This window comes from Oceanobacillus sp. FSL W7-1304, assembly GCF_037969805.1.
In the GTDB taxonomy this organism is placed as follows: Bacteria; Bacillota; Bacilli; order Bacillales; family Amphibacillaceae; genus Oceanobacillus; species Oceanobacillus profundus.
In genome coordinates this window covers 1,174,988-1,200,563 of record NZ_CP150211.1, presented here as the reverse complement: position 1 = coordinate 1,200,563, position 25,576 = coordinate 1,174,988, and the positions used below count along the sequence as shown (strand labels likewise).

Annotated in this window: 26 protein-coding genes and 2 riboswitches; of the genes, 19 read left to right on the top strand and 7 right to left on the bottom strand. The window is 38.4% G+C overall.

The annotated features are described in order from the left end of the window. Nucleotides 1–285: 285 nt before the first annotated feature. Both NYE61_RS05945 and NYE61_RS05940 read left to right on the top strand, forming a co-directional pair. Nucleotides 286–1,581 (top strand): hemolysin family protein, encoded by a 1,296-nt coding sequence (locus tag NYE61_RS05945; protein ID WP_095309362.1) that lies wholly within the window; start codon nt 286–288, stop codon nt 1,579–1,581. Between the two features lie 147 nt (nt 1,582–1,728). Continuing rightward, nucleotides 1,729–2,535, top strand: coding sequence for a VLRF1 family aeRF1-type release factor (locus NYE61_RS05940; protein ID WP_118888779.1), 807 nt, complete (start codon nt 1,729–1,731; stop codon nt 2,533–2,535). A 108-nt stretch (nt 2,536–2,643) separates the two neighbouring features. Here the strand turns inward: NYE61_RS05940 and NYE61_RS05935 are convergent, their stop codons facing one another. From NYE61_RS05935 to NYE61_RS05905, 7 genes are all read right to left on the bottom strand, one after another. Then, nucleotides 2,644–3,090 (bottom strand): SH3 domain-containing protein, encoded by a 447-nt coding sequence (locus tag NYE61_RS05935; protein ID WP_118888780.1) that lies wholly within the window; start codon nt 3,088–3,090, stop codon nt 2,644–2,646. Nucleotides 3,091–3,286: 196 nt separating this feature from the next. Beyond that, on the bottom strand, nt 3,287–3,631 hold the full coding sequence (crcB, locus tag NYE61_RS05930; RefSeq protein WP_118888781.1) for a fluoride efflux transporter CrcB: 345 nt from the start codon (nt 3,629–3,631) through the stop codon (nt 3,287–3,289). After that, nucleotides 3,628–4,023, bottom strand: coding sequence for a CrcB family protein (locus tag NYE61_RS05925; protein WP_240033734.1), 396 nt, complete (start codon nt 4,021–4,023; stop codon nt 3,628–3,630). Before NYE61_RS05925 ends, crcB begins: the two co-directional genes overlap by 4 nt. Then, a complete protein-coding gene (locus tag NYE61_RS05920; RefSeq protein ID WP_095309354.1) occupies nt 4,008–4,421 on the bottom strand; it encodes a Fur family transcriptional regulator in 414 nt (137 codons plus the stop codon). Before NYE61_RS05920 ends, NYE61_RS05925 begins: the two co-directional genes overlap by 16 nt. 40 nt (nt 4,422–4,461) lie before the next feature. Further along, nucleotides 4,462–5,292 carry a metal ABC transporter permease gene (locus NYE61_RS05915; RefSeq protein WP_251660442.1) on the bottom strand — a complete coding sequence of 277 codons (831 nt, stop codon included), beginning with the start codon at nt 5,290–5,292 and terminating at the stop codon, nt 4,462–4,464. A 16-nt stretch (nt 5,293–5,308) separates the two neighbouring features. Then, nucleotides 5,309–6,064, bottom strand: a complete 756-nt coding sequence (locus tag NYE61_RS05910; RefSeq protein ID WP_095309350.1) for a metal ABC transporter ATP-binding protein — start codon at nt 6,062–6,064, stop codon at nt 5,309–5,311. Between the two features lie 64 nt (nt 6,065–6,128). Continuing rightward, nucleotides 6,129–7,094, bottom strand: a complete 966-nt coding sequence (locus NYE61_RS05905; RefSeq protein WP_339317068.1) for a zinc ABC transporter substrate-binding protein — start codon at nt 7,092–7,094, stop codon at nt 6,129–6,131. A gap of 289 nt (nt 7,095–7,383) precedes the next feature. Between NYE61_RS05905 and NYE61_RS05900 the strand changes: the two genes are divergently transcribed. From NYE61_RS05900 to sufB, 17 genes are all read left to right on the top strand, one after another. Beyond that, nucleotides 7,384–9,771: a 3-hydroxyacyl-CoA dehydrogenase NAD-binding domain-containing protein gene (locus tag NYE61_RS05900; protein WP_339317066.1), complete on the top strand. Its 2,388-nt coding sequence runs from the start codon at nt 7,384–7,386 to the stop codon at nt 9,769–9,771. A gap of 18 nt (nt 9,772–9,789) precedes the next feature. Next, nucleotides 9,790–10,965 carry an acetyl-CoA C-acetyltransferase gene (locus NYE61_RS05895; RefSeq protein ID WP_339317064.1) on the top strand — a complete coding sequence of 392 codons (1,176 nt, stop codon included), beginning with the start codon at nt 9,790–9,792 and terminating at the stop codon, nt 10,963–10,965. Nucleotides 10,966–11,139: 174 nt separating this feature from the next. Next, a complete protein-coding gene (locus tag NYE61_RS05890) occupies nt 11,140–12,924 on the top strand; it encodes an acyl-CoA dehydrogenase family protein (protein ID WP_339317062.1) in 1,785 nt (594 codons plus the stop codon). A gap of 272 nt (nt 12,925–13,196) precedes the next feature. Then, entirely contained in the window at nt 13,197–13,670 is a 474-nt protein-coding gene (locus NYE61_RS05885; RefSeq protein ID WP_303447938.1) for a DinB family protein, read from the top strand. Between the two features lie 169 nt (nt 13,671–13,839). After that, a complete protein-coding gene (locus tag NYE61_RS05880) occupies nt 13,840–14,196 on the top strand; it encodes an arsenate reductase family protein (RefSeq protein WP_095309338.1) in 357 nt (118 codons plus the stop codon). 103 nt (nt 14,197–14,299) lie between these two features. After that, nucleotides 14,300–14,680 (top strand): glycine cleavage system protein GcvH, encoded by a 381-nt coding sequence (gene gcvH, locus NYE61_RS05875; RefSeq protein WP_095309336.1) that lies wholly within the window; start codon nt 14,300–14,302, stop codon nt 14,678–14,680. Between the two features lie 437 nt (nt 14,681–15,117). Next, a complete protein-coding gene (locus tag NYE61_RS05870) occupies nt 15,118–15,474 on the top strand; it encodes a toprim domain-containing protein (RefSeq protein WP_095309334.1) in 357 nt (118 codons plus the stop codon). A 74-nt stretch (nt 15,475–15,548) separates the two neighbouring features. Then, nucleotides 15,549–15,863, top strand: a complete 315-nt coding sequence (locus NYE61_RS05865; protein ID WP_303447937.1) for a thioredoxin family protein — start codon at nt 15,549–15,551, stop codon at nt 15,861–15,863. Nucleotides 15,864–16,078: 215 nt separating this feature from the next. Next, a riboswitch (SAM riboswitch) is annotated at nt 16,079–16,181 on the top strand. A 147-nt stretch (nt 16,182–16,328) separates the two neighbouring features. After that, a complete protein-coding gene (locus tag NYE61_RS05860) occupies nt 16,329–17,360 on the top strand; it encodes an ATP-binding cassette domain-containing protein (protein WP_095309332.1) in 1,032 nt (343 codons plus the stop codon). Next, complete coding sequence (locus tag NYE61_RS05855; RefSeq protein ID WP_095309330.1) at nt 17,350–18,018, top strand: methionine ABC transporter permease; 669 nt, start codon at nt 17,350–17,352, stop codon at nt 18,016–18,018. The genes NYE61_RS05860 and NYE61_RS05855 overlap by 11 nt, the downstream gene beginning before the upstream one ends. Nucleotides 18,019–18,087: 69 nt before the next feature. Next, nucleotides 18,088–18,945, top strand: a complete 858-nt coding sequence (locus NYE61_RS05850; protein ID WP_095309328.1) for a MetQ/NlpA family ABC transporter substrate-binding protein — start codon at nt 18,088–18,090, stop codon at nt 18,943–18,945. Nucleotides 18,946–19,155: 210 nt separating this feature from the next. Continuing rightward, nucleotides 19,156–19,326, top strand: coding sequence for a hypothetical protein (locus NYE61_RS05845; RefSeq protein ID WP_251660511.1), 171 nt, complete (start codon nt 19,156–19,158; stop codon nt 19,324–19,326). A gap of 220 nt (nt 19,327–19,546) precedes the next feature. Further along, nucleotides 19,547–20,332, top strand: coding sequence for a Fe-S cluster assembly ATPase SufC (sufC, locus tag NYE61_RS05840; protein WP_095309326.1), 786 nt, complete (start codon nt 19,547–19,549; stop codon nt 20,330–20,332). Between the two features lie 16 nt (nt 20,333–20,348). Continuing rightward, complete coding sequence (sufD, locus tag NYE61_RS05835; protein WP_118888785.1) at nt 20,349–21,659, top strand: Fe-S cluster assembly protein SufD; 1,311 nt, start codon at nt 20,349–20,351, stop codon at nt 21,657–21,659. Then, nucleotides 21,659–22,879 carry a cysteine desulfurase gene (locus NYE61_RS05830; RefSeq protein WP_303447934.1) on the top strand — a complete coding sequence of 407 codons (1,221 nt, stop codon included), beginning with the start codon at nt 21,659–21,661 and terminating at the stop codon, nt 22,877–22,879. The genes sufD and NYE61_RS05830 overlap by 1 nt, the downstream gene beginning before the upstream one ends. Further along, complete coding sequence (gene sufU, locus NYE61_RS05825) at nt 22,869–23,303, top strand: Fe-S cluster assembly sulfur transfer protein SufU (RefSeq protein WP_095309320.1); 435 nt, start codon at nt 22,869–22,871, stop codon at nt 23,301–23,303. Before NYE61_RS05830 ends, sufU begins: the two co-directional genes overlap by 11 nt. A gap of 319 nt (nt 23,304–23,622) precedes the next feature. Next, nucleotides 23,623–25,020, top strand: coding sequence for a Fe-S cluster assembly protein SufB (sufB, locus tag NYE61_RS05820; protein ID WP_303447933.1), 1,398 nt, complete (start codon nt 23,623–23,625; stop codon nt 25,018–25,020). Between the two features lie 432 nt (nt 25,021–25,452). Then, a riboswitch (glycine riboswitch) is annotated at nt 25,453–25,554 on the top strand. Nucleotides 25,555–25,576: the final 22 nt, after the last annotated feature.

Sequence of the window (25,576 nt, the reverse complement as noted above, 5' to 3'; positions counted from 1 at the left end):
TCATAAGAATCGTTATACTGAGAGGCAGCAAAATGCTTTATAAAATTTACTTTGTTAATTGTTCGTTAAATATAGACTCATATTTTCAAATATATTATAATCATTTTAGGGAAGTGGGTGATTCATGTGGGAAGGTAAAACAATATAACAGATTCAGCAATGATTTGGTGAATGTATTTTTTACCTATGTGTTGAATCATCAATGTACGGAGTTTCAATATAATTATACTTAATTTTTAGAAATCAGGAGGTGAAGTCCTTGTGTGTCACACACAAGGACCTTAATTGGACATATCCACGATAGTGAATTTACTTGCAGTTGCTGTACTAATTGCAATGACCGCTTTTTTTGTAATGGCAGAATTTGCCATTGTAAAGGTGCGTAGTACACAACTTGAACCACATATTGAAAACGGTAAGAAAAAGGCGATTTATGCCAAACAGGTTGTTTCACATTTAGATGAATACTTATCAGCCTGTCAGCTTGGTATCACAATTACAGCATTAGGTATCGGGCGTTTGGCAGAACCAACATTTGAGCGATTGCTTCATCCGTTGTTTGGTGTTTTTGAAATTGGCGATGCACTAGTTACGACTCTTTCAATTATAGTTTCCTTTGCATTTGCCACATTTCTCCACGTTGTTATTGGAGAGCTTGCACCAAAGACATTGGCAATTCAAAAAGCAGAGCAGGTGACCCTCTTTGTTGCCAGGCCGCTAATGTGGTTTTATCGTTTACTCTACCCATTCATTTGGTTCTTAAACGGTTCGGCACGACTCTTAACACGGGCTGTAGGATTAAAGCCTATGAGCGGTCATGAAGAATCTCATAGTGAAGAAGAACTTCGCTTAATTCTTGCAGATAGCTATAAGAGTGGTGAAATCAATCAATCAGAAATGATGTACGTGAACAACATTTTTGATTTTGATGAACGTGTAGCAAGGGAAATAATGGTTCCTCGAACGGAAATGATTTATTTTTCAAAAGAGGACACTTTCGAAGCAAATCTTGATATTATGCGCGAGGGGCAATTTACGAGATACCCTGTAGCCGATGAGGATAAAGATAACATTATCGGATTAGTAAATTTAAAAGAGATTCTTACTGGTAAGTTTGATGAGCATCGACCAAATACAATTGAGAAGTTTATTCGTCCAATTATCCATGTATCAGAAGCCACACCGATTAAGCAGCTTTTGCTCAAAATGCAGAAGGAAAGAATCCATATGGCTATTGTAAATGATGAATATGGTGGAACGGCAGGTCTTGTAACCGTTGAGGATATACTTGAAGAAATTGTGGGAGATATCCGAGATGAGTTTGACGAAGATGAGATGCCAGATGTAGAACAAGTCGACGAAAACATACATCTTGTTTCGGGAAAAATTAGCCTGGAAGAGGTAAATCAGCTTTTAAATATTTACCTTGCAGATGATGAAGTCGATACAATCGGTGGCTGGTTCTTTACAAATAACCTGGATGCCGAAGTTGGAACAGTAATGGAATATGATGGCTATGAGTTTATTCTTGAAGAAAAAGATGGCTATCAGATTAAGCGAATTAAAATTGCAAAATTATAATGCATGAAAAGAAGGCAAGCTCTTTAAGGGTTTGTCTTTTTTGCTTGACGATAGATTTACCTGAACCGTTCTATTTATATCCATTTAGGTTTAAATGAAGTTAATTTAGGTTAAAGGAATAGTACATTTTCTTTTAGGAGGTTGCCTATGGATATAAATGCTAAATTAAAAGAACTGGAAAGTGTAAATAGAGAAAATGGTAATAAGGTTTTTACAATGTACTTAAATACAGATCCAGCTGATCCAGATCAGCAAGGTGGAGAGTGGAAAATCCATTTCAAAAATGGCATGCGGAATTTTGAAAGTTATTTAAAAGAAGGGGATAATAAAGAGGAGCTAAACAATTTTCAAGCTGTAAAGAAAAAGGTAGATCGGTTTATTAAGGAAAACGAGCAACAGCAACAAAAAGGAATTATTGTATTTGCAACTGCTGATGAAGAAGTGTGGTATGCAGAAATCGTTCAAATCCGATTAGAGAATGAGTTTTATTGGCAAGAAACCCCAGAGTTAGATCAGCTTCGAAAGCTAAAGGAGAGTTACCCAAAAACAGGGATCATTCTCGTACAACAAAATCAAATAAAAATTATCGATTCTTATCTTAATCAAATTGAAGACACTTTCTCTTATGAACTTGATGTGGAAACAGACACATGGCGAGTGATGCAAGGTCCTCGTAAAGGTACTTCTGGAACGACAGGTCTAGGTTCCACTAATATGCAGACGGATAAATTTGAGGCTCGTTATGAAGTGAACCAACATCGCTGGTATAAAGAAGTTGCTTCCAAAATAGACAAGCAGGCAAAGGATAGAAATTGGAAGAAAATATATGTTGTAGGTGAGAATGGTGCATCCAACGTACTTACAGACCAAATGAACAAACCGGTCGATGAAATTATACAGAAAAATATGCTTGACCATGAGGAATCAAAAGTGATGCATGAAGTGCTAGGGTAGGGGTTGAACTGAACAAGTATATAAAAATGTCTAAGCGGATTTCGCTTAGACATTTTTTTGTGCGCTCTTATACATTGTATAAATGAAATACGACGCTTACGATGAAACCTAATCTTCTTCACTCAGATATTTCTCATTCACATAGCCTGTAAAATCTGGGGTTGTTATTTTAACCCATTCGTTACCATCATCTTCAACTTCTACTTCTTGATCAAGTGTTACGAGACCAACAATATCATAATCTGCGCCAGGACCGCTGCGCGCATTTAATTGATCAGCTGTAACATAACGAGTTGAAAAGGTAGTCTCTTCAGGCTCCTCCTCATCCTCTAATTGCTTATTATCTTTGTTATCATTCGACTGATCAGAAGTATTATTTTCGTCGTCTTCATTTGTAGACGTTGTTCTATTGTTCGTAGCGTTCGCCATATCCTGATCTTCATTAGCAGCAAAGTCTGGGTTCATAAAATTATGCTGCATGATGGCAACAAACCCAATAAATAGTGCCGTTAAAATAAGTAATATTGTAAAAATAATTCCCTTTTTTCTATCCATTTCTCACTACTCCTAAAGCGGTAGTTCAAAAAGTTAGATGAAAATGACACTCGGAAACAGTGGACCTTTGATTAATAACCAAAATGTCTGCAGGCAGCCATGGTCCTTTTCATCCTTTCTTTGAACACACAAAAACTATTATCTAGAAGATAGTATACATGAAATAATAGAAAAAGGAAAAGAAGAAATCAAAGAATCAAAACAATCGAAGAATAATCAGAACTACGGCGATGGAAACAAAAAATGAACTGAAGACATAGCTGATAGCCTTCCAATATCTTTTTTTCACTAGAAGGTTTAATGTTTCATTGCCAAAAGTTGAAAACGTAGTATATGCTCCACAAAAACCTACACCGAGAAATAGCCAAATGCTATTAGAAATCATTCCATCTTGGTTGAATTTAAATAAAAACGCCAAAAACATGGAGCCACTTATGTTGACAATCCATGTAGAAAATATTCGTTTATTCAATTTAAGCGAGATAGAGTACCTAGCAATACTTCCGATAAAACCACCAAGTGCGACGAGTAATAAATTCATTCGTTTACCTGCTTTCTAGTAGAAATACGATAACCTAGAAAACATAATGCAAGCCCGATTAAAAAAGAAATCATAATATAACCAATAGCCATCGTAACACTTTCATTCCATAATCTAGCTGTTTCTACAGCTAGTGTAGAGAAGGTTGTAAATGACCCAATCAAACCGACAGTAAGTGCCGTTAATAATTCTGGTGCTAACTTTTGTTTGACATTTGGATGGTTTAAAAGGAAAGGAAGCAAAAAACATCCAATTAAATTTACAGTTAATGTAGCAAAGGGGTATCCGTCTGTATCTCCAAACAGCAAGGAAATACAATAACGCCCCCCTGTACCAAGCATACCGCCTGCCCCTACAAATAAGAACAGTTTTACACTCATGCGCTTTGGCATAGTGGACATAAACCGTAAATTTCAAACTTATGTCCTTCAATAGCATAGTTGGCAAGTGTTTGCTGCACTTCATCCATTGGACAAACTTCAATTTCCTTCGTTTTTCCACAGGCATTACAGATAAAATGGTGATGGTGATGATGTGTGCAATTCATACGGAATTGTTTCTCACCATTTAGTTCTGTTGTTTCAAGTATTCCTACTTCATTATATAAATGAAGGTTACGGTAGACTGTATCGAAGCTGATACCCTCATACGTTTCTTCCAAATGATTGATTAAATCCTTGGCAGTACGGTATCCATCAGCCTTTTCAAAAAATGCGAGGATATCTTTACGTCTCCCTGTTGTTTTATAGCCTTTATTTTTTAATAAATCAATCGCTTCATTGATGTTCACGCTAAATCCCCTCCTGTATTCGTTTGGGCTAAGAGGCAGTTCAAACACGAATTTTAAGTCGTTTTATTCCAATAGCAATTAATAAAATTATAATGGATACCATTACAATCGTACCACCTGGTGGGATGGATAAATAGTATCCAGATATGAGTCCAATAATGACGGATAGCTCTCCAAACAAGATCGATAAGAGCATCATTTGTTTAAAACCTTTAGCAAGTCGCATACTTGCCGCAACTGGTAATGTCATTAATGCGGAAACAAGCAGTACACCGACTATTCGTATCGATGCTGCAATAACCAGTGCAGTAAGCACGATAAAAAGTAAATGAATCTGTTTGGAATGTAGTCCTGATATCGTTGCATGCTCTTCATCAAAAGATAATGTGAAAAGCTCCTTATAAAAAAGTACTACTACTAGTATAACAAAAATCGCGATCGTAAGTATCATCAAAAAGTCATTTTGACTAACAGCTGAGACTGACCCAAATAGATAATTAAATAAATCCGTATTAAAGCCATCAGCAACAGAAATGAAAATGACGCTTAATCCAACTCCGCTGGATAAAATAATTGGAATCGCAAGCTCCTGGAAAGCTTTATACACGGAACGGAGCTTTTCGATGAGAATGGATCCAAGAACGGAAAAGGCCATACCACTATACAATGGTCCAATCATTAGTCCAAACTTCTTTTCTGCCATTAGTCCAAAGGCGATTCCAGCTAAAGTTACATGGGACAATGCATCTGCAATTAAAGATAAGCGCCGCACTACGATAAAGGTACCGAGGAGCGGAGCGATAACCCCAATAAGCAATCCCGTTAAAAATGTGTATCGTAAAAAATCATATTGAAAAAAGTCTGCTAGCATAATAGTTCCTCCAAAATCAATGATTGTGGCTAACAATATTTACGGGATGACCATAAAATTGTGACAAGTCCTTTTCGGTTAAGGACGTATATTCTTCTGGTTTTCCATGAAAATGTAATGTTTTATTGAGACAAACGATATCTGTAGCATATTCTGTCATGGTGCCCGTATCGTGTGTTACCAGCAACAATGTTTTATTTTGTTTTTGATGCAATTGGTGCAATAGCTCATAAAATCGTTTAACATTTTCATAGTCGATACCAACTGTAGGCTCGTCCAGAATAATTAATTCGGGATCACTAACCAGTGCACGGGCAATAAAGATCCGTTGCTGCTGCCCTCCGGAAAGGTTGCCGATATTTTCATATGCGTAATCAAGCATTCCAACTTGATCGATTGCATGTAGTATTTTATCTTTATGTGTTTTATTAAAAAATTTGAAGTAACCGATTGTTGCTGTAAGCCCGGAGGAAACTACTTCATATACGGTTGCGGGAAATCCTTTATTAAAGGCGTTTGCCTTTTGTGAAACAAATCCAATTTTATTACGATCTTGAAGCTTTTCTCCGTTTTCATTAAAGATGTTAATGGATCCTTTGTCAGGCTTCAGTAATCCAAGAATGAGCTTAATCAGGGTTGTCTTCCCACCACCATTCGGCCCAACAACTCCCATGAAAGCCCCTTTAGGAACCTCAAAGTTAATGTGATCAAGTACAGTTTTATTTTCATAGGCGTAACTAACATTTTTCATTGTTACGGCAGGATATTCCATGTTGACACCTCTTTCTATTAAATGAAGGAAGCATCTGCATAGAAAACAGATGCTAATAAAGTGATTATTTTGTTGCTCGGTCAAGAACATCGAGATTATATTGCATTAAGGATAAATAATCCTCACCATTATCTAAATCATCCTCTGTTAAAACAGATAAATTGTGAATTATTAAGACGTCAGCACCAATTTCATTCTGAATAATTTCAGAGACACGGTTGGAACTGTTTTGTTCAAAAATAATATAGTCTAGGTCATAGCTATTCGCTTGATCAATAATCTCAGTTAATTCTTTTTGCGAAGGTTCACTAGCAGAAGATAATCCATTAATTGAGATTTGCTCTATTCCATAGCGCTCTTCCCAATAGCCGAAAGCTGCATGCGAAACGAGAATGTGTTTATTTTCCTTTGCTTCTAATGTTTCTTGAAATGTTTCATCTAATGCAAGCAAATCTGTTTTCAATGAAGTAAAGTTCTCATTGTAATAGGATTCCTTGTCAGGGTTAAGCTCAATTAGCTCGTCTTTTATAATGGCTGCCAATTCAATCATTCGAAGTGGATCAATCCAAATATGTGGATCATGGTCACCGTGACTATGTCCATCGTGCTCATGGTCATGGCTCTCTTCTGAATCTGCATCGTGATCATGATGTGATTCTTCAACATGGAAGAGCTCTTCATGTTCTCCAATTTCAATTAATTGTACATCCTGAGAGGCTAGTGCATCTGCGGCACTTTCAGCGAAACTCTCCATTCCAGCGCCTAAATAAATGAATGCATCACTATCTGCAAGGGCAGTAATATCTTTTGTCGTAGGCTCATAGGAGTGCGCATCTACACCTGGTGGATATACGGTTTTAGCTTCTACTGTATCCCCGCCAATTCTTTCAATAGCGTATTGGATTGGATAGATGGATGTGTATATTTCAAGCTGTTCATTATTTGCTTTTGAGCTTTCGTCAGCTGAACTACATCCAGCAATAAATATACTTAATATAATGAGGAATATAAGATTTTTTAAAATTTTCATGTATACAAACCCTTCATAAACAATAAAATAAATAATTCTTTCCTATCATAACGTAATCATTACGCTTTGTAAATAGGAATGATTACGACGAGAATAAATTCATAGGTACGGTTTGGGAAAACTCTAAACCTATTTAGCACTTATGGTATGCTATAAAAAATTAATTAAATTTATTGCGAAATGTCAGATATTCGTTTATAGTATAAATTAGATGGATAGGAAACTGTCTTTTATTTTTTGGATTGAAATGAATGAGTATTCATTCAATATAGGATTGGGGGATGAAAAGTTGAAGCATTCAATAAAAACAGCAGCAGTTCTCGGTTCGGGTGTGATGGGATCTGGGATTGCTGCGCATCTAGCAAATTTGGGAATAGCTGTGACGATGCTTGATATTGTGCCACCAGATTTAACGGAAGAAGAAAAGCAACAAGGTCTTACTTTAGAAGACTCTGAAGTTCGAAATCGAATCGCGGCTCTAAGTAAAAAAGCATTGCTTAAGCAGAAACCATCGCCTATCACGACAAATAAAAGTCTGGAAAATATTACAATCGGAAACATGGAAGATGATATGGGAAAAGTTGCTGAAGTTGATTGGATTATTGAAGTAGTGGTAGAGAACTTGCAGGTGAAAAAGAAGGTTTTCGCTAGAATTGATGAGTATCGCAAAGAGGGAGCGATTGTAAGCTCCAATACATCTGGGATTTCTGTAGAAGCAATGATTGCAGATTGTTCAGAAGATATGAAGCAGCACTTTTTAGGAACGCACTTTTTCAACCCGCCACGCTATTTGAAGCTATTGGAGATTATCCCAACTGTTCATACCGCCCCAGAGGTTTTGGCTTTCATGAAACGTTTTGGGGAAGATGTGCTTGGAAAAGGTGTAGTCGAAGCAAAGGATACACCGAATTTCATTGCAAACCGGATTGGGACGTATGGCTTGCTAGTAACGGTAAGGGAGATGTTGAAAGGGAATTTCTCGGTTGGCGAAGTTGATTCTGTGACAGGAACGTTAATTGGTAGACCCAAAAGCGCTACTTTCCGAACGTTGGATGTGGTGGGGCTTGACACATTTAGTCACGTCGCAAAAAATGTATATGACCAAGTCGAAGGGCCCGAAAAAGCATTATTTACTATACCAGATTTTATGAATGACATGCTGGAAAAAGGCTGGTACGGCGCCAAAAGTGGTCAAGGCTTTTTTATCAAAAAAGGTCGTGATATTTATGAATTGAACTCAAAAACGATGAAGTATGAAGAGCGTAAGAAGCTGAAAACTGCTGCTACAGAGATGGCTAAGCAAGCAAAGGGATCTCGAAATAAAATGAAAGCGCTTCTCTCAAATCCTGGTGACAAGGCAAGTGACCTTGTCTGGTCAGTTATCAAGCCAGTGCTACTTTATTCAGCAGAGCTTTTAGGAGAAATTGCGGATGACATTATTTCTATTGATCAAGCAATGAAATGGGGCTTCGGCTGGGAGCTTGGTCCATTTGAAACTTGGGACGCAATTGGAGTTCGTGAATCTGTAGAACGCATGCAAAAAGAAGGGGCAGATATACCCAAATGGGTGCATTCAATGCTTGAGAACGGAAAGGAATCCTTTTATCAAGAGAAGGAAGGAACTGTCCACTACTTTGATAATGGTGAATATAAGGAACAACAATGGAATCATAAAGAGATTCATATCAAACGCCTTAAACAAACGAATGAGGTTATCAAAAAGAATACAGGTGCAAGTTTAATTGATATGGGGGATGGAGCCTTACTATTAGAGTTCCATTCTAGAAGTAATGCAATCGGGCTGGATATCATTCAAATGGTGAACTATTCCATTGAAGAAGTTGAAAAAAATTACGAAGGACTTGTTATCGGTAATCAAGGAAAGAATTTCTGTGTTGGAGCTAATCTAGCAATGATGTTAATGGAAGCGCAGGATGATAATTTCTTTGAACTAGATATGGTTATCCGCCAGTTTCAAAATATGACTATGGCGATTAAGTACGCAGAAAAACCTGTAGTCACAGCACCGTTTAATATGGCGCTTGGCGGTGGTGCAGAGGTATCGCTGCCAGCAGCTGCAATACAAGCATCTCCTGAAACCTATATTGGGTTAGTAGAAGTTGGTGTTGGGCTTATCCCTGGTGGTGGAGGCACAAAAGAATTGTATTTAAAAGCGCTTCGCAATCTACCAAAAGGTGTGTCATTTGATTTAACGAAGGTTGCGAACGATGTATTTGAAAAGATAGCTACAGCAAAGGTTTCTACATCAGCTGCAGAAGCATTTGAAAATGGCTACCTCGATACAAATGATCGTATTAGTACTAACCCTGGTCATCTTTTATATGATGCGAAGCAAAGAGTTCTGGGACTAGCGAGTGCAGGCTACCGGAAACCGCAGCGAGAAAAGGTTCCGGTAGTTGGTGACGCAGGTTATGCTGCCATGCTGATGGGAGCAAAAATGATGCAGTACAGTGGCTATGCATCAGAACATGATGTGAAAATAGCTGAAAAATTGGCCTATGTTTTATCAGGTGGACGAATTAAAGAGGGAACTGAAATTGACGAGCAAGTAATGCTAGATCTTGAACGTGAGGCATTTTTAAGTCTGATTGGAGAGCCATTAACACAACAGCGCATGCAGCACATGCTTGTTAAAGGGAAGCCATTACGTAACTAATTGAAAGGGGGAGAAACCGTGAAAGAAGCAGTAATTGTTGCAGGTGCAAGAACACCGATTGGAAAGGCGTTTAAAGGTTCACTTGCAAATACTAGACCAGATGATTTAGCTGCACGAACGATTAAAGAAACATTAAAACGCGCAGGAGGATATGCCGGAAATATAGATGATGTCATTATAGGCTGTGCAACCCCGGAGGCGGAGCAAGGTATGAATATGGCTCGAAATGTGGCTGCGCTAGCTGGATTAAAGCATGATGTGCCGGGCATTACGATCAATCGCTATTGTTCATCGGGATTACAAAGCATTGCCTATGCGGCAGAGAGAATTATGGTTGGAGCAAGCGATACAATTATAGCAGGTGGGGCAGAATCAATGAGTATGCTCCCAATGGGAGGACATGTGATTAAACCAAACCCAAAGCTTGTTCAGGAATTGCCTGGCTATTATATGGGGATGGGACATACAGCAGAAGAAGTAGCTAACCGCTTTACTATCTCTCGTGCTGATCAGGATGCATTTGCGGTACAAAGCCACATGCGTGCTGCAAAAGCGTTGAAAGAAGGTAAGTTTTCCGATGAAATTGTTCCAGTGGAAGTAACTGAACGCGGAGTCGGTTCGAACAATAAAATAGTGGAAAAACAATTTACGTTTTCAGTGGATGAAGGAGTGCGCCCAGATACAACAACAGAGATTTTGGCGAAATTGAGACCAGCCTTCCATGCAAAAGGTTCTGTAACCGCGGGAAACGCATCACAAATGAGTGATGGTGCAGCATCTGTGCTAGTGATGGATCGGGAAAAGGCTGAAGCAGAGGGGCTAACTCCAATTCTGAAGTTCCGCTCGTTTGCAGTTGCTGGTGTGGAACCAGAAATTATGGGTGTCGGACCAGTTAAGGCGATACCGAAAGCGTTAAAGGTTGCTGGGTTAGAGCTATCAGACATTGGATTATTTGAGCTTAATGAAGCATTTGCCTCTCAATCCTTACGCGTTATTCAAGCGCTTGATCTTGATCTGGAAAAAGTAAATGTAAATGGTGGAGCGATTGCGTTAGGACACCCGCTTGGATGTACGGGTACAAAGCTGACGGTATCCTTAATGCATGAAATGAAACGGAGAAACGAGCAATATGGGATTGTCACTATGTGTATCGGTGGCGGCATGGGAGCAGCTGGGGTTTTTGAACTCTTGTAATTGAAATGAGCACTACTGAGGATCAAGGCGAAAAAGCTGAAGTTCTTAGCGGAATTACTGGAGTTAGCAGTGAAAATAATGAAGATTGCAGTAAAATTGCTGAAGTTAACAAATAAACATGATGTTGAAGTGTTCGAGATTGTTTAACACTCCATAATAGGAAGGAAGATTCGGATGAGTGAAACAAAGGACAAAATTTTCAAGGGTGGGGCATTTTTAGTTGAGGATTTAACTGGTGAAGATATTATTACACCAGAGGATTTTACGGAAGAGCATCAAATGATTGCCAAAACAACAGATGATTTCATTACGAGTGAAGTTTTGCCGAAACTTGATCAATTGGAAAATCACGAATTTGAGCACTCAGTTAAGCTGTTAAAAAAAGCTGGAGAACTTGGTTTGTTAGGAGTTGATGTACCGGAAGAATACGGAGGTCTGGCACTTGATAAAATTAGCTCTTCCTTAATTACAGAAAGATTTTCACGTGCAGGCGGATTCTCGATCACACATGGTGCTCATGTAGGGATAGGATCACTGCCGATCGTATTCTTTGGAAATGATGAGCAAAAACAAAACTATTTGCCGAAGCTTGCGACTGGTGAATTAATCGCTGCTTACGCATTAACTGAACCAAGTTCCGGATCAGATGCACTAGGTGCAAAAACAACCGCCAGGCTAAATGAAGCTGGTACGCATTATATTTTAAACGGAGAGAAACAGTGGATTACGAACTCGGCATTTGCAGATGTGTTTGTTGTCTATGCAAAAATTGATGGAGAGCATTTCTCGGCCTTTATTGTTGAAAGAGAGTACCCAGGTGTTTCAACTGGTGTGGAAGAAAAGAAGATGGGAATTAAAAGCTCATCAACAAGGACACTGATCCTTGAAGATGCAGAGGTCCCGATAGAAAATTTGTTAGGCGAAAAAGGACGCGGCCATATTATTGCTTTCAATATTTTAAATGTTGGCCGCTATAAGCTTGCAGTCGGTGGAGTTGGTGGTGCTAAGCGTGCACTTGAACTTGCTGCAGCTTATGTGAATGAGCGCAAGCAGTTTAATACACCTATTTCCAGCTTTTCTTTAACACAGGAAAAGCTGGCAACAATGGCTTCTGAAATCTATGCAAACGAAAGTGCGGTTTATCGTACAGTAGGATTATTTGAACAGCGAATGGGAGCATTAACGGAGGAACAATTAAAGGACGGACGCGAAGTAGCGCGTGCAATTGCAGAATACCAAATTGAGTGCTCCATAACGAAATACATGGCAACCGAATTGCTTGATTATACTGCAGACGAAGCAGTGCAGATGCATGGTGGTTACGGCTTTATGCAAGAGTATGAAGTAGAGCGTATTTATCGTGACTCACGAATCAACCGTATTTTTGAAGGGACAAACGAAATTAATCGCTTGTTAGTTCCTGGAACATTGCTGAAAAAAGCAATGAAGGGCGAACTGCCACTGCTGCAAAAAGCTCAAGGGCTACAAGAAGAGTTAATGATGATGATGCCAGAGGAAGTTGGTACAGAACCTTTGGAGCAGGAGAAATATTTACTGCGTAACGCGAAGAAAATCGTCCTTCTTGGTGCAGGATTAGCTGCACAAAAGTATATGCAGAAATTAGAGAAAGAACAAGAAATCCTCGTCAATCTAGCTGATATGGTCGCTGAGGTTTACAATATCGAGTCGGCAATTCTTCGTACAGAGAAAGCAATTAACAAAGGCGGAGCAGAAAAGAGCAAGCAAAAACTGCTGTATACGCAGGTTTATGTACAGGAAGCATTTAATCGGATAGAAGCAGATGCAAAAGAAACATTAATTGCAGTCGAGGAAGGTGATACATTAAGAATGATGCTTTCGTCCTTACGTAAACTGACGCGTCATACACCAATTAATGTCATTGCTAAAAAGCGTGAGATTGCTAAAGGTATTATAAAAGAAGAGAAATATATCGTCTGATATTCTATGCCACTCCTTACCAAACAGGAGTGGCATTTTCTGTTTATTGACGAAACGAATTATTGTTAGCGTTTATTATTTGATGAAAAATAGTTGCACTGTTAATCTTGATAGGGAAGTAGCTATTTGAGTTTTTCTTATTTGTAAGAAACTGCGGACTAATGTGCAGTAATAGATTGTGCGTATACCCGCTTGTAAACACACTACGCTGTGTATAACAAGAAACCCGTGCAGTCTCAACTTAACAGAAATAATACAAAGGAGAGATAATCATGTATCGTACTGTAGAAGATTTTGTGAGCGATTGGGATCATGCTGCAAATGGAACGATTGCAGTCCTTGAATCGTTAACAGATGATAAACTGAATCAGGCAATTGTAGAAGGCCACAGTACCTTAGGATGGCTTGGGTGGCATTTAGCAACAAGCCCAGTATTCTTTGCCGGTCTTGTAGGTGTGGAGATAGACGCTGGTGAAACTAAAAATGCTACCCCTGAAAAAGCAAATGAAATTGTACAAACATATAAAAAAGTAGCAACAGCAGTTAAAGTTCAAGTTGAAAAAACATTAACAAATGAAAAATTGGAAGAACATGTAAATGCGATGGGAGGATCTGTCGCAAGAGGCGCTCTGTTACGTGCACTCATTGACCATCAAACCCATCACCGTGGGCAGATGACTGTGCTATTGCGTCAAGCAGGATTGCGAGTTCCTGGTGTAATGGGTCCAACAAAGGAAGAACAATAAATGTCAAAGCCATGAAGGAAATCGGAAAGTTTTTTATCCGTTTTCTTCATGGCATATTAATTTTTACTTGTTGGATAGTATGAATTGGATTGCTGAGCAGTTATACTAATATTTTTATACAAATCATGATAAAATAATTCCTAAACAGTTTGGAATGGAGGATTTGTACATGGCATTAACATTTTACTGGTACCCAAATTGCGGAACATGCAAAAAAGCGAAGAAATGGTTTGATGATCATAACATCGATTATACAAGTATACATATTGTAGAAGAAACACCTACAAAGGAAGAGTTGCTTGAATTGATTTCCAAAAGTGATTTACCTGCTAAAAAGTTCTTTAACACGAGTGGAAAAAAATATCGTGAGTTAAATATTAAAGAGAAAATAATGGATGCAAGTGTAGAAGAAATGGCAGGAATCCTTGCTTCAGATGGAATGTTAATCAAGCGTCCGATTGTCACAGACGGGTCAAAGGTGACAGTTGGATTTAAAGAAGAAACATTTCAAGAAAATTGGCTCTAGTTATTATTAATGAATAACTTTGGGTTCAAATTCAAACAAAGACTAGAAAAATACAAGGTTAAATTGTATAGTTAAATTGGAATGAATTAATGGAGGGATTACAATGAGTTTGCCACAAGATTTGCTGTATTCAAAAGAACATGAGTGGGTAAAAAAGGAAGACGGAAATGTACGTATCGGAATTACTGACTTTGCCCAAGATGAGCTAGGTGATATCGTTTTTGTTGAGTTGCCTGAAGTAGGAGACGAAATAACTGCTGACGAGCCGTTTGGTAGTGTAGAATCTGTAAAAACAGTTTCTGAATTATATGCTCCAATCAGCGGGAAAGTTGTCGCAGTAAATGAAGAATTGGAAGATAGCCCAGAATTTGTAAATGAATCTCCATATGAAAAAGCATGGATGGTTGTTGTTGAGCCCTCTGATGTAGCTGAGCTTGAGCAATTATTATCTGCAGATGCATATCAAGAATTAACTGAAGAATAATGCCCAAAGGCTAACTTACGCGTGTGAAAGTGTATAGTTAGCCTTCTTTCAATCATATAATGTATGTAAATAGATGCTGTTCAAAAAGTCCGGTGAAAATGAAACAATGAGATAGGTGTTCTTCGATTAACTCCTGACACGTGCTGTGTAGACCGTTGAAGTCACCGCTTCCTGTGGAACACGTTGGCGAAAGAAAACTTCCTATGAAAATTGTTCACGTCCCTGTAGAAGTTCGCATTCTGTTCAAGCTCTATACTTACGTATTAATTGCATTCGTTCCGTGACGAGAGTAACAACGTCACCGAACCTCGACACACTCAGGACGTGTTCGTGTTGCGATAGGACATTGCAACTTTACCCGATCTCGGTCTTTTCATCCTCCTTTTGAACGCGAATTACGTAGGCAACTTTTTTGCTTGCATAAGGAGTGCTCATGTATGATAACTACTGAGTTTGAAAAAGTGATTATTGTCGAAGGGCTTACAGATAAGAAGCAAATTGAAAAAGTCATCAATGATGAGGTTACTATCGTATGTACAAATGGTACATTCGGTGTAGAACGATTTGATGAATTACTGGAAACATACGAATTGGATGAAAAGGATGTGTTTATTCTAGTTGACGAGGATAAATCTGGAATGAAATTGCGTAAGCAGCTGGCTCGTGAGCTACCGCATGCGGAGCATATTTACATTAGCAGTGAATATCGGGAGGTTGCAGCGACACCAGAGAAAATACTTGCAAGCACACTACTGAGTAAACATTTCTCTGTTCATCCTATATTTTTATTATAGTGTGTGTTCAAAAAGAGGATATTTACCGGGTTTTTTGAATATCCTCTTATAGATTGAACTTAAGGTGGTTAAAAATGCAGCAAATAACAGAAAAAAGTTTGGAACAGGAACGCATGTTAATTTATATTTATACACCTTTTTGTGGAACATGTACGGTGGCAAGATCAATGCTTGCTAAAATCGAGTCTGTTCATGGAATAGATATCTTTTATGAGATGAATGCGTCCTTGTATCCTGAATTTATGCAAGAAAATAAAATTGAAAGTGTTCCATGCCTTTTAATTAAAGAAGGTAATGAAGTGAAAGAAAAAGTTTATGCCTTTCAATCGACAGGTAATATATATAATTATTTGATGATATATAAGCCAGAATTATTTGCCACCCATTAAGGCTCTAATATCCCCCCTTTCTATGCGTGAGAGAGTTAAAATTAGAAGGTGGGGAGGGCTTGGAGTCATACTCCTGTGGTACTATCATGCAGTGGAGAGAAAAAGCTCTTGATTGAAGTTTCACTTTAACAAAAGTTAATCCCATTTAGGATTGACACGCGTATTTTAGCATGCTACTATAGTGTCACTGAATTGCTAAATCAAATACGATCTATCTCTTATCTTGAGCGGTGGAGGGACTGGCCCTTTGAAACCGCGGCAACCTTCAATCTTTTGAAAGGTGCCAATTCCTGCAAAGTAAACTTTGACAGATGAGAGAACGTGAGACTTTTTAATGATATGACGTCTTTCTGTTCTCTTACAGAAGACGTTTTTTGTTTTTTGGTTAAAAAATGTATTGCAGCATTCATACAGTAAAGAATTTGTTTATAGGCACAAAAGATAGAACGAAGAGGAGGACATAACGTGATTTCGATTGAGGGTTTACGTAAGGTCTTTAGACTAAATAATGATGACATAGCAGCTGTTGATGATTTGACCCTTACTATCCCTGACGGTGAGATATTCGGCGTGATTGGGTACAGCGGTGCAGGGAAGAGTACATTCGTCAGACTGCTTAACCGATTGGAAGAACCATCATCAGGACGAATTGTTATTGATGATGAAGAAATAACGACACTTAATTCAAAACAGCTTCGCCTTGCAAGACAAGGAATCGGCATGATTTTTCAGCACTTCAATTTACTTTGGTCAAGAACGGTAGAGGCAAATATTGCATTCCCACTTGAAATTGCAGGAGTCCCAAAGCAGGAGAGGCAAAAGCGAGTACAGGAACTCATTGATTTGGTTGGCCTTGGTGGACGGGAAAAAGCTTATCCATCCCAATTAAGTGGTGGACAGAAGCAGCGTGTTGGAATTGCTCGCGCACTTGCGAATAATCCAAAAGTGCTGTTATGTGATGAGGCAACCTCTGCATTGGATCCAGAAACAACGAATGCGATTTTGAATTTGCTGGTCGACATTAATAAAAAGCTTGGATTAACGATTATTTTGATTACACATGAAATGCATGTTATTCGAAAAATCTGTAACCAAGTAGCGGTCATGGAGCAAGGACGGATTGTTGAACAGGGAAATGTGCTTGATGTGTTTACCCATCCCGTACAAGACGTTACGAAAAAATTTGTTCAGCAAATTATGGGACCAAGTGACGAAGAGGATGATATAACCAATATTATTGAGAATAATGCAGATGGTATTATTCTTAAGCTTCAATTTTTAGGTGAGGCTACAAATCAAACCCTTATAAGCCAGCTGGCAAAGCGTTTTGATATTGATTTAAATATTTTACAAGGAAAAATCACCCAAACACAAGCTGGCGGATATGGCACATTATTCGTACAGGTTATTGGCGAACAAGAGGAATTCGATAGAGCATTAAGCTTTATACAGGAACAGACCTCGGTCGAAGTGGAGGTTATCCGGGATGTTAGCTGAGTTATTCCCAAATATTAAATACGAGGATTTAGTTGAAGCAACTTACGAAACATTTTACATGACAATTATTGCTATTATTGGTACATGTATTTTCGGTCTATTATTAGGATTGCTTCTATATTTAACGAAAAAAGACGGCATCTGGAAAAATAAGTATATTTATTTTGTTGTAGCGGCTCTTGTGAATATATTTAGAGCCATCCCATTTATTATATTGATCTTATTGCTATTTCCATTTACCGATTTCCTTATCGGAACGATTCGCGGACCAAATGCAGCACTGCCCGCATTAATTATTGGATCAGCTCCGTTTTACGGGAGACTCGTTGAAATCGCGCTTAACGAAGTGGAAAAAGGTGTAATTGAAGCAGCCAAAGCGATGGGGGCGAAAACACGTACCATCATTTTCCGTGTTCTACTCCCTGAATCAATGCCGGCACTCGTATCAGGCCTTACGGTTACCTCGATTGCATTAATTGGGTATACCGCAATGGCAGGTGCGATTGGTGCAGGTGGTCTTGGAAACTATGCGTATTATTTTGGATTCCAACGACGTGATTTTGATGTTGTATTTCTTTGCACGGTCATTATTGTAATTATCGTGTTTATTTTCCAATTTATTGGGGACTTTATTACAAACAAGCTTGATAAACGATAACATTACCAATAGATGAAAATAGGAAAACCTATTTCAATTATAAAAACAAGATGGAGAGGAAGAAACAGTATGAAAAAGCTTTTAGCCCTGGTAACATTTGCACTTGTACTTATATTAGCTGCTTGTGGCGGTGGAAATGAATCAGAAGATGGAGCCGATAATGGTTCGTCAGAAGGAACCGAAGAAACAAATGAAATCACTGTAGGTGCTTCAAGTGTACCACATGCGGAAATTCTAGAAGAAGCTCAGCCATTACTTGAAGAACAAGGTGTAACACTTCATATTGAAGAATATCAGGATTATATACTGCCAAATGATGATTTAGACAATGGCACGTTAGATGCGAATTACTTCCAGCACATTCCGTATTTGAATCAAACAGTGGAAGATACAGGATATGAAATTGAATCGATTGGAGCTATTCACGTAGAACCAATGGGTGTTTATTCAAAAGGAATTGCATCAGTCGATGACATTGCTGATGGAACTGAAGTTATTTTAAGCAATTCTGTTTCCGATCATGGACGGATTTTGACTTTGTTTGAGCGGGAAGGTTTGATTACTTTAGATGAAAGTGTAGAAAAATCCGCTGCAACAATTGACGATATTGTTGAAAATCCTAAAAACTTAGTTTTCTCACCAGATTATGATCCGGCACTGCTACCAGAGCTTTATAATTCAGAAGAAGATGTGCTTGCTGTTATCAACACAAACTACGCAATTGGTATAGGTCTTAACCCATTAGAGGATGCATTGTTTGTTGAAGACGAAGAAACTGACTATTTAAACGTTATTGCTGTAAGGTCTGAAGATGCTGATAAAGAAGCATTAAAGAAACTGGTTGAAGTACTAAAATCTGAAGAAATCCAAAACTTTATGATGGAGAACTACGATGGTGCAGTTCTGCCAGTGGAAGGCGAAAAGTAATTATAATTTATTAATAGCATTTTAAAGGATACGTGCGTTATTTGCCATTATTTAATGTCGTTTCTATGTTTTCACGTTATGAATCATTCATATATAGAATAATCCAGTCATAGAGGTTTAAATCCGAATTGTAAAGGGAACCTTTCTAGTGTTACTATATTTTATGTAACCAAAACGAAAGGATGATTCACTATTGACAGTGGTCTGAGGTTGAATTACACTTCGGAAATGGAAAAAGGAATGACGAAGTCCCGTCATGTTTGCTACGAGGAGTACAGCAGGAAACTTGAAAAACGGCTGGAAGTAGAAAAACAACGAGAACGGGAATACAAAGAAGCGAAAATGCTAGTGGCAGGAATGGATGGTCAAATAGCTAAATAACAAACTTATAATTACCTTTGTGCTGGTGTCTTAATATGCGGACATCAGCACTATTTATTTGTACAATTATATCTAATTTGATATGGTGAAACAGTAATAAGCTGTGCGCTTAAAAGAGTTGATAATTAATTTGAAATGCTTTAAGATTGTAATGAGAATAAGTTGAGAATGATGTCAATTCATTTCATACTAGAAAATAGCTTACTTGGAGGTATGTTTTATGTCAGGATCAGTTTTAGAAATTAAGAATCTTCATGTATCGATTGAAGACAAAGAAATATTAAAAGGTGTAAACCTTACGATAAAGGGTGGAGAATTCCACGCAATAATGGGGCCGAACGGAACAGGTAAATCTACCCTTGCTTCAGCAATTATGGGACATCCCAAATATGAAGTTACAGAAGGAAGTATTATCCTTGACGGTGAAGATGTACTAGAAATGGAAGTAGATGAGCGTGCTCGTGCTGGTCTGTTTTTAGCTATGCAATATCCAAGTGAAATCAGTGGTGTAACAACTTCTGACTTCCTTCGTTCTGCAATCAATGCTCGTCGTGAAGAAGGCGATGAGGTATCTCTAATGAAGTTTATTAAGCAATTAGATAAAGACTTAGATTTACTTGAAATTGATCAAAACATGGCTACACGATACTTAAACGAAGGTTTCTCTGGTGGGGAGAAGAAACGTAATGAAATCCTTCAATTATTGCAAATAAATCCTGCTATTGCGATTTTAGATGAAATTGATTCTGGATTAGATATTGATGCATTGAAAATTGTATCTAAAGGAATCAATAAAATGCGCGGAGAAGACTTTGGTTGCCTAATGATTACGCATTACCAACGTTTACTTAACTACATTACTCCTGACTTTGTTCATGTTATGATGCAGGGCCGTGTTGTGAAATCAGGTGGACCTGAGCTTGCAAAACGTTTAGAAGAAGAAGGTTATGAGTGGATTAAAGAAGAGTTAGGAATTACAGACGAAACAGTAGAACAAAACGCGTAACGTTAGGAGGAGTAAAATGACTGTCGAAACAAAGCTGCCATTTGATAAAGACTATTTAGAACAGTTTTCAAAAGAACGAAACGAACCTGCGTGGATGTCTGAATTACGCGTGAGCGCGCTTTCTCAAGTAAACACGCTTGAAATGCCAAAGCCGGATAAAACCAATATCCGTAATTGGAATTTCAATACGTTCAAACATGAATTTACATCAGGTCAGGCTGTTACTACTACAACTGAATTGCCTGAAGAAATACAAGCATACTTTGATGAAGAAAATAAAGCAGAAAACTTGTTGATTCAACGAAATCATTCCGTTGCATTTTCTACATTAAATGAAGATTTAAAGGATAAAGGTGTTATTTTTACAGACATTTTTACTGCCTTGAATGAGCATAGTGATTTAGTAGAAAAATACTACATGAAAGAAGCAGTTTCTGTTGACCAGGATCGTTTAACAGCACTTCATGCAGCACTAATGAATGGTGGAATCTTTATCTATGTTCCTAAGAATGTTCAAATCGAAGCACCAATCCAGGCAATCTTCTGGCAAGAGGATCCTGAAACAGCATTGTTCAACCACGTGTTGATCGTTGCGGAGGAAGGAAGCTCGCTCACCTATTTGGAGAACTACGTTTCTCACAATGAAGAGCAAAAAACGGTAGCGAATATCGTAACAGAAGTATTTGCTCATGATAATGCACAAGTTGCATATGGTGCAGTAGATCATTTTGCAGCAGGAACAACAACCTATGTAAATCGTCGTGGTGTAGCTCAACGTGATGCGAAGATTAACTGGGCATTAGGTCAAATGAATGACGGAAATACGGTTTCCGAAAACATTACCTATTTACTAGGTGATAATGCAACGTCAGAGGCTAAAGCTGTTACTGTTGGACGTGGGAAACAAACACAGAACTTTACGTCAAGCATTCGCCAATTCGGTAAACAAACCGATGCATTTATTTTACAACGTGGAGTTATGAAAGGTAGTGCGACTACTATCTTTAACGCGATTGGTAAAATTGAGCATGGTGGTTCGAAGTCGAATTCGGAGCAGGAATCACGTGTATTAATGCTAAGTGAAAAAGCACGAGGGGATGCCAACCCAATTCTATTAATTGATGAAGATGATGTAACTGCTGGTCATGCAGCTTCTGTTGGTCGTGTTGATCCTTTACAAATGTACTACTTGATGAGTCGTGGACTTACTAAGGAAGAAGCTGAACGCTTGGTTATTCATGGGTTCCTTGAGCCTGTTGTATCTCAAATTCCAATTGAGTCTGTTCGTAAGCAATTGACTCAAGTAATTGAAAGGAAAGTTAATTAATGGATGTTAAAGCCATTAAAGAACAGTTTCCCATTTTAAATCAGGAAGTTAATGGACATCCTTTAGTCTATCTTGATTCATCTGCGACTTCGCAAAAACCACTGTCAGTTATTGAGGCGGTTAACACGTATTACCGTGAAGATAATTCAAACGTACATCGTGGTGTTCATACGTTAGGAACAAAAGCAACAGATAAATACGAAGGCGCTCGCGAGAAGGTTCGTGAATTTATTAATGCACGCAGTACAGCTGAAATTATTTTTACTAGAGGAACAACGACAGCAATTAATCTTGTTGCTACCAGTTATGGGAGAGCGAATTTGAAACCAGGGGATGAAATTGTGATTACGCCAATGGAGCATCACAGTAACATTATCCCTTGGCAACAAGCTGCAAAAGCAACTGGTGCAACACTCAAATATATCCCATTGCAAAGCGATGGTACTATAACATTAGAAGCTGTTCGCGAAACGGTAACAGCAAATACGAAGATTGTAGCAATGACACAGGTTTCCAATGTGTTGGGTACAATTAACCCAATTAAGGAAGTCGCTCAAATTGCCCATGCTCATGGTGCGGTTATGCTTGTTGATGGTGCTCAAGGTGCTCCGCATTTAAAAGTAGATGTAGCTGATCTTGACTGTGATTTCTATGCATTTTCGGCTCATAAAATGTGTGGTCCAACTGGTATTGGTGTTTTATACGGAAAAAAAGAGCTTCTAGAAAATATGGAACCAATTGAATTTGGCGGCGAAATGATTGATTTCGTTAACCTTTATGATTCTACGTGGAAGGAATTGCCGTGGAAATTTGAAGGTGGTACGCCAATTATTGCAGGTGCAATTGGACTGGCTGCAGCAATAGACTTTCTAAATGAAATTGGTAATGAAACTATTTTAGATCATGAACAAAAATTAGCAGACTATGCAATGAAACAACTACGCACGATCGATGGTATCTCAATCTATGGTCCAGAAAAACGTGCTGGACTTGTTACATTTAATCTCGATGATGTGCATCCACATGATACAGCAACAGCACTTGATGCAGAAGGAATTGCTGTTCGTGCTGGACATCATTGCGCACAGCCACTGATGAAATGGCTCGATGTAACAGCAACAGCACGTGCCAGCTTCTATCTTTACAACACGGAAGAGGATATTGATCTGCTGGTAAATGGACTGTTGAAAACGAAGGAGTATTTTGGGAATGTCTTTTAATAACCTCGATACACTTTACAGACAAGTAATTATGGATCATTATAAAAACCCTAGAAATCGTGGACAAATTGAGGGTGATTCAGTAACAATCGACATGAATAACCCAACATGCGGAGACCGTATTCAATTGCAAATGCAAGTTGAAGATGGTGTTGTACAAGATGCCAAGTTTGAAGGGGAAGGCTGTTCAATCAGTATGTCGTCTGCTTCAATGATGACTCAAGCAATTAAAGGAAAAAGTCTTGAACAAGCAGTTAAAATGTCGAGAGCATTTTCTGAGATGATGCTTGGAAAAGAGATTGATACAGAAGGATTGGATATGGAAGACATTGAAGCATTGCAGGGTGTCTCCAAGTTTCCAGCAAGAATCAAGTGTGCAACCTTGGCATGGAAGGCAATGGAAAAGGGAGCACAACAAGATTAAATGAATTTAAAAATATAAAGTTTTGCTGGATGTTTTTCTTGTGCATGAGTAGCCACGTCCAGCTCCATCGCCCAGCGACTAGCGAGACTTCCCTCACCTCCGTACGATAAAGAAGACTTGCCGACTGGCTAAAACATGAGGCTTAGTCGCACTTATACCCTTGCGGTGAAAGTCAACATCGACTTCCTTTGGTCGTCGTGTTTCCTTTATCTCCTACGTAGGAATGTTCGAAGTCGAACCACCCCAAAGTACGGGGCGCAGTCCGTACGTCGCTAACCGGGCGATTCCGCTTTAGATAATACAATGAGGAGGTTATATAATGGCTAAAAAAATGCCTGAAATGGAAGAATATAAATATGGATTTCATGATAAAGACGTCTCTGTTTTCCGAACGGAAAGAGGATTAACACGTAAAGTCGTTGAAGAAATCTCTAAAATGAAAGAAGAGCCGCAGTGGATGCTTGACTACCGCTTGAAGGCATTAGAGCATTTTTACGAGCGTCCAATGCCGCAATGGGGCGGAGATCTTTCAGAACTTGATTTTGATGAGATCGTTTATTACGTTAAACCATCTGAAAAGCAAGGTAGAACATGGGATGAGGTACCTGCTGAAATCAAAGAAACATTTGATAAGCTTGGTATTCCAGAAGCAGAACAAAAATATTTAGCTGGTGTATCTGCACAGTACGAATCAGAGGTTGTTTATCATAGCTTGAAAGAAGATCTTCAAGAAATGGGTATCGTATTTAAGGATACTGATACAGCGCTAAAAGAAGACGAAGCGTTATTTAAAGAATACTTTGGAAAAGTTATTCCATATTCTGATAATAAATTTGCTGCACTGAACTCAGCCGTATGGTCTGGCGGATCATTTATCTATGTTCCAAAAGGTGTTCAAACATCAACACCATTACAAGCATATTTCCGTATTAACTCGGAAAATATGGGGCAGTTTGAAAGAACATTAATCATTGTTGATGAAGGTGCATCTGTACACTATGTTGAGGGCTGTACAGCTCCAGTCTTTACAACAAACTCACTTCATAGTGCGGTTGTTGAAATCGTTGTTAAAAAAGATGCATATTGCCGTTATACAACGATTCAAAACTGGGCAAACAACGTATACAACCTAGTTACAAAACGTGCAGTAGTTGATGCAAATGGAACGATGGAATGGATTGATGGTAACATCGGTTCGAAATTAACGATGAAATACCCTGCGATTTTATTAAAAGGCGAAGGTGCACGTGGTAACACGCTATCTATCGCTATTGCTGGTAAAGGACAATTACAGCACGCAGGTGCAAAAATGCATCACTTAGCACCAAACACGTCTTCAACAATTGTTTCAAAATCAATCTCTAAACAAGGCGGAAAGGTTTCGTACCTCGGTCTTGTACACTTTGGACGTAAAGCAGACGGTGCACGTGCAAACATCGAATGTGACACGCTAATCATGGATAACGAATCGTTCTCCGATACTATTCCATACAATGAAATTTTAAATGATAACATTTCATTGGAGCACGAAGCGAAAGTTTCTAAAGTATCTGAAGAGCAATTGTTCTACTTGATGAGTAGAGGATTAACAGAGGAAGAAGCAACAGAAATGATCGTAATGGGCTTCATCGAGCCATTTACAAAAGAACTTCCAATGGAATATGCAGTAGAGATGAACAGATTGATTAAATTCGAGATGGAAGGCTCTATTGGGTAATATAATAGGAAACCCTCGCTACAATTATAATTGTGGCGAGGTTTTTTTTATTAAATGTTATGTAATTGCCCAATTTACGCCCTACTAATCTCTGTTCTGTTATTTTTTGACTGTTTACTTAGTTAGCTATTTAATAACATCCATTCTTCTTCTTTTCTCAACTTTTCCGCACGAATCAAATGTTAAACTCTTTACATATTTGACAGATTCAGACGCCGTTGACCTTTTTAATAATCTTGAAGGTTTACTGAACAATTTTTTGCTTTTTCCAGTGCTGCAGCACGATACTCGTTTTGATCAGGACAAGAATTTATATCTCTGAACTGCTTTAAATTTAATGTAATGACATTGATGAGATATCAAATAATATGCTATAATAAAAATTCTATTGTTATTACAATTAAGTATATTATACAGTTACATAACTTGCGGATGATTGTATTGGGAGAGAGCGAAGTATATCGCCACCGAAGGAGCAAGTTCCAAAAAAACCATTGGAATTAATCTCTCAGGTAAAAGCACCAATACAGGACGCTACTCTGGAGAGTGCAATTTA

Bases quoted from the DNA above. Each gene is read 5' to 3' on its own strand.
- NYE61_RS05940 (WP_118888779.1), top strand. From the start codon at position 1,729: ATGGATATAAATGCTAAATTAAAAGAACTGGAAAGTGTAAATAGAGAA.
- NYE61_RS05935 (WP_118888780.1), bottom strand. From the start codon at position 3,090: ATGGATAGAAAAAAGGGAATTATTTTTACAATATTACTTATTTTAACG.
- crcB (WP_118888781.1), bottom strand. From the start codon at position 3,631: ATGAATTTATTACTCGTCGCACTTGGTGGTTTTATCGGAAGTATTGCT.
- NYE61_RS05925 (WP_240033734.1), bottom strand. From the start codon at position 4,023: ATGCCAAAGCGCATGAGTGTAAAACTGTTCTTATTTGTAGGGGCAGGC.
- NYE61_RS05915 (WP_251660442.1), bottom strand. From the start codon at position 5,292: ATGCTAGCAGACTTTTTTCAATATGATTTTTTACGATACACATTTTTA.
- NYE61_RS05910 (WP_095309350.1), bottom strand. From the start codon at position 6,064: ATGGAATATCCTGCCGTAACAATGAAAAATGTTAGTTACGCCTATGAA.
- NYE61_RS05905 (WP_339317068.1), bottom strand. From the start codon at position 7,094: ATGAAAATTTTAAAAAATCTTATATTCCTCATTATATTAAGTATATTT.
- NYE61_RS05890 (WP_339317062.1), top strand. From the start codon at position 11,140: ATGAGTGAAACAAAGGACAAAATTTTCAAGGGTGGGGCATTTTTAGTT.
- NYE61_RS05885 (WP_303447938.1), top strand. From the start codon at position 13,197: ATGTATCGTACTGTAGAAGATTTTGTGAGCGATTGGGATCATGCTGCA.
- NYE61_RS05880 (WP_095309338.1), top strand. From the start codon at position 13,840: ATGGCATTAACATTTTACTGGTACCCAAATTGCGGAACATGCAAAAAA.
- gcvH (WP_095309336.1), top strand. From the start codon at position 14,300: ATGAGTTTGCCACAAGATTTGCTGTATTCAAAAGAACATGAGTGGGTA.
- NYE61_RS05870 (WP_095309334.1), top strand. From the start codon at position 15,118: ATGATAACTACTGAGTTTGAAAAAGTGATTATTGTCGAAGGGCTTACA.
- NYE61_RS05865 (WP_303447937.1), top strand. From the start codon at position 15,549: ATGCAGCAAATAACAGAAAAAAGTTTGGAACAGGAACGCATGTTAATT.
- NYE61_RS05855 (WP_095309330.1), top strand. From the start codon at position 17,350: ATGTTAGCTGAGTTATTCCCAAATATTAAATACGAGGATTTAGTTGAA.
- NYE61_RS05850 (WP_095309328.1), top strand. From the start codon at position 18,088: ATGAAAAAGCTTTTAGCCCTGGTAACATTTGCACTTGTACTTATATTA.
- sufC (WP_095309326.1), top strand. From the start codon at position 19,547: ATGTCAGGATCAGTTTTAGAAATTAAGAATCTTCATGTATCGATTGAA.
- sufD (WP_118888785.1), top strand. From the start codon at position 20,349: ATGACTGTCGAAACAAAGCTGCCATTTGATAAAGACTATTTAGAACAG.
- NYE61_RS05830 (WP_303447934.1), top strand. From the start codon at position 21,659: ATGGATGTTAAAGCCATTAAAGAACAGTTTCCCATTTTAAATCAGGAA.
- sufU (WP_095309320.1), top strand. From the start codon at position 22,869: ATGTCTTTTAATAACCTCGATACACTTTACAGACAAGTAATTATGGAT.
- sufB (WP_303447933.1), top strand. From the start codon at position 23,623: ATGGCTAAAAAAATGCCTGAAATGGAAGAATATAAATATGGATTTCAT.